This window comes from Acidovorax sp. KPB24-03, assembly GCF_057546605.1.
Map to the genome: position 1 here is coordinate 1 of NZ_BAAJYR010000204.1, position 6,161 is coordinate 6,161.

Annotated in this window: 8 protein-coding genes; 4 read left to right on the forward strand and 4 right to left on the reverse strand. The window is 65.7% G+C overall.

The features are described 5' to 3' along the window. Together AC27KI_RS17090 and AC27KI_RS17095 are read left to right on the forward strand one after the other, a co-directional pair. Positions 1-500 (forward strand): diguanylate cyclase domain-containing protein (locus AC27KI_RS17090; RefSeq protein ID WP_487089721.1); only part of this gene is annotated, 500 nt, incomplete at its 5' end. A gap of 85 nt (positions 501-585) precedes the next feature. Then, on the forward strand, positions 586-2,070 hold the full coding sequence (locus AC27KI_RS17095) for an FAD-binding oxidoreductase (RefSeq protein WP_487089722.1): 1,485 nt from the start codon (positions 586-588) through the stop codon (positions 2,068-2,070). Positions 2,071-2,142: 72 nt separating this feature from the next. Here the strand turns inward: AC27KI_RS17095 and AC27KI_RS17100 are convergent, their stop codons facing one another. From AC27KI_RS17100 to AC27KI_RS17110, 3 genes are all read right to left on the reverse strand, one after another. Next, positions 2,143-2,937, reverse strand: coding sequence for a diguanylate cyclase domain-containing protein (locus AC27KI_RS17100; RefSeq protein ID WP_487114902.1), 795 nt, complete (start codon positions 2,935-2,937; stop codon positions 2,143-2,145). A 3-nt stretch (positions 2,938-2,940) separates the two neighbouring features. Continuing rightward, a complete protein-coding gene (locus AC27KI_RS17105; RefSeq protein WP_487114904.1) occupies positions 2,941-3,483 on the reverse strand; it encodes a PAS domain-containing protein in 543 nt (180 codons plus the stop codon). 186 nt (positions 3,484-3,669) lie between these two features. Beyond that, positions 3,670-4,494 (reverse strand): undecaprenyl-diphosphate phosphatase, encoded by an 825-nt coding sequence (locus AC27KI_RS17110; RefSeq protein WP_272564344.1) that lies wholly within the window; start codon positions 4,492-4,494, stop codon positions 3,670-3,672. 204 nt (positions 4,495-4,698) lie between these two features. On the opposite strand from AC27KI_RS17110, the gene AC27KI_RS17115 reads away from it, so the two are divergent. Both AC27KI_RS17115 and AC27KI_RS17120 read left to right on the forward strand, forming a co-directional pair. Beyond that, complete coding sequence (locus AC27KI_RS17115) at positions 4,699-5,130, forward strand: VOC family protein (RefSeq protein WP_487114906.1); 432 nt, start codon at positions 4,699-4,701, stop codon at positions 5,128-5,130. Between the two features lie 38 nt (positions 5,131-5,168). Next, on the forward strand, positions 5,169-5,327 hold the full coding sequence (locus AC27KI_RS17120) for a hypothetical protein (RefSeq protein WP_487114908.1): 159 nt from the start codon (positions 5,169-5,171) through the stop codon (positions 5,325-5,327). A 209-nt stretch (positions 5,328-5,536) separates the two neighbouring features. On the opposite strand, the gene AC27KI_RS17125 is transcribed toward AC27KI_RS17120, so the two are convergent. Next, positions 5,537-6,161 (reverse strand): LysR substrate-binding domain-containing protein (locus AC27KI_RS17125; protein ID WP_487114910.1); only part of this gene is annotated, 625 nt, incomplete at its 5' end.

The window sequence follows — 6,161 nt, forward strand, 5'->3', positions numbered from 1 at the left end:
CGCTCACCGGCCTGGCGAACCGGCGCGGGCTCGACCTGGCGCTGGCGGCCGCCATGGCCCGTTGCACGCCCGAGCATCTGGCGGCCGTGTACATGCTCGATCTGGACGGCTTCAAGCCGGTGAACGACAGCCACGGACACGACGTGGGCGACCAACTGCTGGTGGCGGTGACGGCGCGCCTGCACGAACACCTGCGCCACACCGACACCGTCGCCCGCATCGGCGGCGACGAGTTCGTGGTGATGGCCAACGACCTGGCCAGCCCCGAGCAGGCGCATGCGCTCGGCAACCAGTTGCTGGATGCATTTCGCACCCCCATCGTGCTGGGCGATCTCGAACTGTACGTGGGCCTGACCATCGGGTATGCCCTGGCGCCCCTGGACTCCACCGAGCCGGCCCTGCTGATCAAGCTGGCCGATGCCGCCATGTACACCGGCAAGCAGAGCGGCAAGTTCTGCGTGCGGCGCAACACCGGGGACCTGGCGCTGTCGTCCGCCTAGTGTCGCCCCGGCCGACCCTCACCGCCCCTCCACCTCGAGCACCCTTTTTCCGTCCATCGTCCAACCACCCAAGGAGCTTCACCCCATGGCCCATCGCAAGAGTCCCGCCCGCATTGCCAAGGACGCCCGCGTCGCCCACCTGAACGCACTGGCCGCTAGCCAGCCCGCAGACGATCCCACCCCCTGGCAGGCGCTGGCCGCGCTGGAAGACGGACTGCTCGGGCGCATCATCGTGCCCGGCGACCCAAGATATGAAAACGACCGCCAGGAGTCCAACCCGGCCTTCCAGTCCTACCCGTGGGTCATCGTGTATTGCGCTTGCGAGAACGATGTGGCGCTGTGCCTGGCCTACGCCCGCACCTTCAACGCCTGGGTGGCCGTGCGCTCGGGCGGCCACAGCACTGCCGGCTATTCGGTCAACAGCGGCATGGTGATCGACCTCAGCCTGCTGAGCGGCGTGGTGCTGGATCGCGCCCAGGCGCTCGTGCATGTGCTGCCCGGCACGCAGTTCGAACAGTTCAATGCCGCGATGAACCACACCGGCTGGCACGTTCCCACCGGCGCCTGCGGCAACGTGTGCGTGGGGGGCTTCGTGCAGGGGGGCGGCTACGGCTACACCTCGCGCGCCTTCGGCATCCAGAGCGACCTGGTGGATTCGATGCGCGTGATGCTGGCCGACGGCACCACCGTGACGGCCAGCAAAACGGAGAACCCGGACCTCTTTTGGGCGCTGCGCGGCGGCACGGGGGGCAACTTCGGCGTGGTGCTGCAGGTGACCTACCGCATGGTGCCGCTCGACCAGGTGTGGGCATGGTCCATCAGCTGGGATGCGGCGCACGCCGCGCAGGTGCTGGAACTCTTCCAGACCAGCTACATGAAGGTGGGCGCGCCCGACACGCTCGGCTACATGATGAATCTGGGCTACCTGAACGGCAAGCCCGTGTACATGGTGCAGGGCATGTTTTGCGGTTCGCGCGAGGATGGCATGCACGCCATCGCCTCCCTGCTGGCCGTGCCGAGCGCAAAGCTGCTGGTGGACAAGACGGGCACCTACCCGGACATGAACAGCTACCTGGAGAACGAGCCCTACGAGTTGCCCGACAACCTGCCCGCGCACATCTGCGAATCCAAGGCCAGCGCGTACATCGCGCAGCCGGTCACCCAGGCCCAGTGGCAGCAGCTGGTGGACTACTTCAGCACCTCGCCCAACACCTGGTCGCTCGCCTACCTGGAGCCCTATGGCGGCGCCATCAACCGTTACCCCGCGGCCGACAGCGCCTTCATCCACCGACACATGGACTGCGACCTGGTGGTGGACGTGTTCTGGCGCGACGAAGAAGAGCGCGCCCACATGGAGCTGTGGCTGGCAGGCCTGATGGAGCTGGTCAAGCCGTGGCTGTGCGGTGCCGTGTACCAGAACTACCCCGATGCCACACTGGAGAACTTCGCCGACGCCTACTGGGATGCCCCCACGTACGCCAAGCTGCAGCAGGTCAAGCTGCAGTACGACCCGACGAACTTCTTCCACTACGCGCAGAGCATCGCGCTGCCGCCGCCTCCGAAAGAGTGATCCGGAGCGTGCAAGCCGCACATGCCACTCGCCGCGAGGACGGGCGGCATGCCGGCCAGGCCGCCCGTTCGGTCAAGGCCGCTCGGCAGGCGGCTCGGCGTAGCGCACGCAGCCCGAGCCCGCGCGCTTGGCGGCATACATGGCCTGGTCCGCCCGGCCCATGAGCACCTCGATATCGCCCTCGATGGGCGGATACGTCGCCACACCGATGCTGGCGCCCACGCGCACGTCGCGCCCCTCCACCCGCATCGGCTGACCCAGGGCATCGATGATGCGGTGGCCCAGGCTGTTGGGGGCGCCATGGTCCACGTCGGTGTCCAGCATCACCAGGAACTCGTCGCCCCCGAGGCGTGCCACGGTGTCCTGCGCGCGCACCACGTTGCCCAGGCGCTTGGCCACGAGCCGCAGCACCTCGTCGCCCACCTTGTGGCCCTGCTCGTCGTTGATCTTCTTGAAGCCATCCAGGTCGATGAAAAGCAGCGCCACCGTGCCGGCCTGGTGGCGCGCGGCCTCCAGAGACCGCTCGCAGCGGCGGTGGAAAGCCGAGCGGTTGTACAGGCCGGTGAGCGAGTCGTGATTGGCCAGATACTGCTGCTGGCGCGAAATCTCGATCTTGGAAGAAACGTCCTGCACCAGCGACATGATCGAGGTCACCCGCCCTTCGGCGTCGGTGAGCGCGGAGTTGAACCACTCGCAGTGCATCTCGGTGCCGTCGCCGCGCAGAAAGCAGGTTTCCACGCGGTTCTGGGATTCGCGGCCCGATTGCAGGCTGGCCAGGGCCTGGGTGAGGTTCTCGTCCATGGCCGCCGTGCCCGGCAACGCCAGCAGCGACCGCGCCTCGATCTGCACCACGTCTTCCCAGCCCATCAGCTAGATGGCACGGCGCGAGCAGTGCAGCAGCCGCAATTCGTGGTCCATCTCCAGCACGGCCAGAGGGCTGTTGTCCATGTGCGAAGACAGCCGCTGGTTGGCCGCGCGCAAGGCATTCATGGTCACCTGCAGCTCATGCACATCCAGGGCCGTGGTGACGAAGCCGTCGATCTCGCCCTGGGCGTTGCGCCAGGGCGCAAGGCAGATGGTGCGCCACTCCTCGAAGCCTTCGGGGTTGTGGACCAGGCGCTGATAGTTCAGGCGCTCGCCGCGCAACACCCGCTCCACGAATGGCATGAAGCGCGAATGGTTGTAGTCGCCGTACAGCTCCAGCAGCGTCTTGCCCACCAGCTCCGAGGCGGGCGCGCCGAACCAGCGGGCGTATTCGTCGTTCACGTACACCACGCGCTGCTGCCGGTTCACCGCCGCCACGGTGGCGCCCACGCTGCGTGTGAGCAGCCCCAGCATCTCTTCGGCTGAAAACTCGGCAGCCGCCCTCGACGCGGGCAGCGTGCGAAATCCCGGCAGCTCGTTTGGCGTCATACGGCGGGAACCTTTGACTGTTGTCGTTGGCGGCGTGGGCAACCGGGGCTAAAAGGGGCGCTGCGGCAGCCTGCCGCTGCCATTCCCCGGCATTCCGGCTTGCGCGGGGCAGCTTATCACTTTCTGTTACCAATGCCTCAGCGGATGGGCTGGCGGGCCGCCGCTGGCGCGAGTGGCCGGCGCCCGTCAATCCGCCCAGGTCACCCACCCGGTCCAGGCGGTCACCAGCACCACGATGCCGAAGCCGATGCGGTAGTACGCGAACGGCACAAAGCTGTGCGTGCTGATGTAGCGCAGCAGCCAGCGCACGCAGAGCCAGGCGCTGATGAACGAGAACACCAGCCCGACCGCGAACAATGGCACGTCGCCCACCGTCAGCAGGTGCCGCTCCTTGTACAGGCTGTAGACCCCCGCACCGATCAGCGTCGGGATGGCCAGGAAGAACGAGAAGTCGGTGGCCGCCTTGCGAGACAGCCCCAGCAGCATGCCGCCGATGATGGTGGCGCCGCTGCGGCTCGTGCCCGGCACCATCGCCAGGCACTGCGCCAGCCCCACCTTGAGGGCATCGAGCGGCGTCATGTCGTCCACCTCGTGCACGCGCACCGCGCGGGGCGAACGGCGCTCGGCCCACAGGATGACGAAGCCGCCCAGGATGAACGTACTGGCCACCACCACGGGCGTGAACAGGTGCTCCTTGATGAGCTTGCCAAAGATCAGCGCCAGCACCACGGCGGGCAGGAATCCGATGATCACGTTGAGTGCGAAGCGCCGCGCCTGCCGCTGCGTGGGCAGCGCCACCACGGTGGCCCGGATCTTCTGCCAGTAGACCAGAATCACCGCGAAGATCGCCCCGGTCTGGATGGCGATATCGAAGACTTTAGCCTTGGCATCGTCGAACCCGAGCAATGAACCCGCCAGGATCAGATGCCCGGTGGAAGAGATGGGAAGAAACTCGGTCAGGCCCTCGACCACCCCCATGATGGCGGCCTTGACCAACAATACGACATCCACTGGCGCTCCTTGAAATGACAGGCGGGATTATCGGCGCGCGGCAAGAGCGGCGGAAGATCCCGGAGCGCCATGGCACGGCGGCCTTCTCGCCTCGGCTCAAGCATCAATTCCATTGGTGCTCAGCAAGAAGATATATCGTTTTCGGTTATGCCTTTTGTTTTCTAAAGTCTGGGTCATGTCGAACTTCCACACCACGGCGACGCCATGACAGGCACCCCTGCACGCATTCCTTTCCATCTTGCTTTTCCCGTCCGCGACATCGCGGAAACCCGCGCTTTCTACGGGCAGCTTCTGGGCTGTCCTGAAGGGCGAAGCGCTCCGGAGTGGGTCGATTTCGATTTCTACGGCCATCAGATCGTCGCCCACCTGGCACCCGAGGAATGCGGCCACAGGGCGAGCAGTGCCGTCGACGGGCACGACGTCCCCGTTCGGCATTTCGGCGCCATCCTGCCCATGGAGACATGGCAGGCGCTGGCAGACAAGCTGGCTGCGGTGCATACGAAATTCGTCATCGAACCGTACATCCGGTTCAAAGGCGAACCTGGCGAGCAGGCAACCATGTTCTTCCTGGACCCCTCGGGCAATGCCATCGAGATGAAGGCTTTCGCAGACCTGGGTTCGCTCTTCGCCAAGTGAGAACGCGCGATGAACCTTCCCTCACCACCCGCGCTGGCGTGACCGCGGTGCGCATGGCACTTGCGGCTTCGGCCTCTGCACAAACCGATACCTTGAAAAAGATCAGGGAGTCGGCGACGGTCACGGTGGGCATTCGCGATGTATCCGGCGCCATGCCGTTCACGAAGGGGCTGCGCAACCCGACCGGCCTCAGGTGAGATAGCGACCGGTGACGCCACGGACCCGCATTGCGCTCTTTCGAAACGGCACGGTGGCCAACCCGTTGGACTTTGCGCAAAAGAAGGGGCAGGCCCCGGAGATCGCGGCCCGGCCGGACGGTCTGGTCATCACATCCACCACGGCCGTGATCCGGGTCGACAGGGAAAAGGCTGCCATCGGAGCCGACCACGCCACCGCGGTATCCCTGCTATGGCGCTTTGGGACGGCGGAAGGCCAGCATTTGCGCCTTGGCCCCGGCGGGAGCCTTCACGCGGCCGATCTGCGAAGCCTCTGCCAGGCTGCGCGAGAAGTGGGCGACGAACGGCGAACGGCTCTGGGCCCGACGCTGGAGCAACCCGATTTCACGATGGAAGGTGTGTTCCTGCAGCGAGATCACACGCACGCCATCGGGCAACGGCAGGTGGGCTTCCACCAGCGGAACCAATGCAACGCCCACCCCTTTCGATGCGAGATGAATGAGTCCGGGAATCTCATCCAGTTCGACGGCCTCATTGACCGCCAGGCCCTGGCGCCGCAGGAAACCTTCGACCATTCGGCCACCGAACGAGACCCGGTCGTAGCGAAGAAATGGCCGAGCCTGGATCAAGGTACGCCAATCCTTGCGCGCCGTCTCCTCCTTGGGAACGATCAGCACGAAGGGCTCGTGGACGAGCGATTGCCACGCCAGGTCGGGGGGCATGCCGAAAGGAGGGCGGATCATCACCGCGGCATCGATTTTTCCCGCGTCGAGATCGTCCATCAACCGCATGGAGACACCGGGAGATACATGCACGCGGACCTGCGGAAACAGGCGCCTTGTATCTTTGACGCTC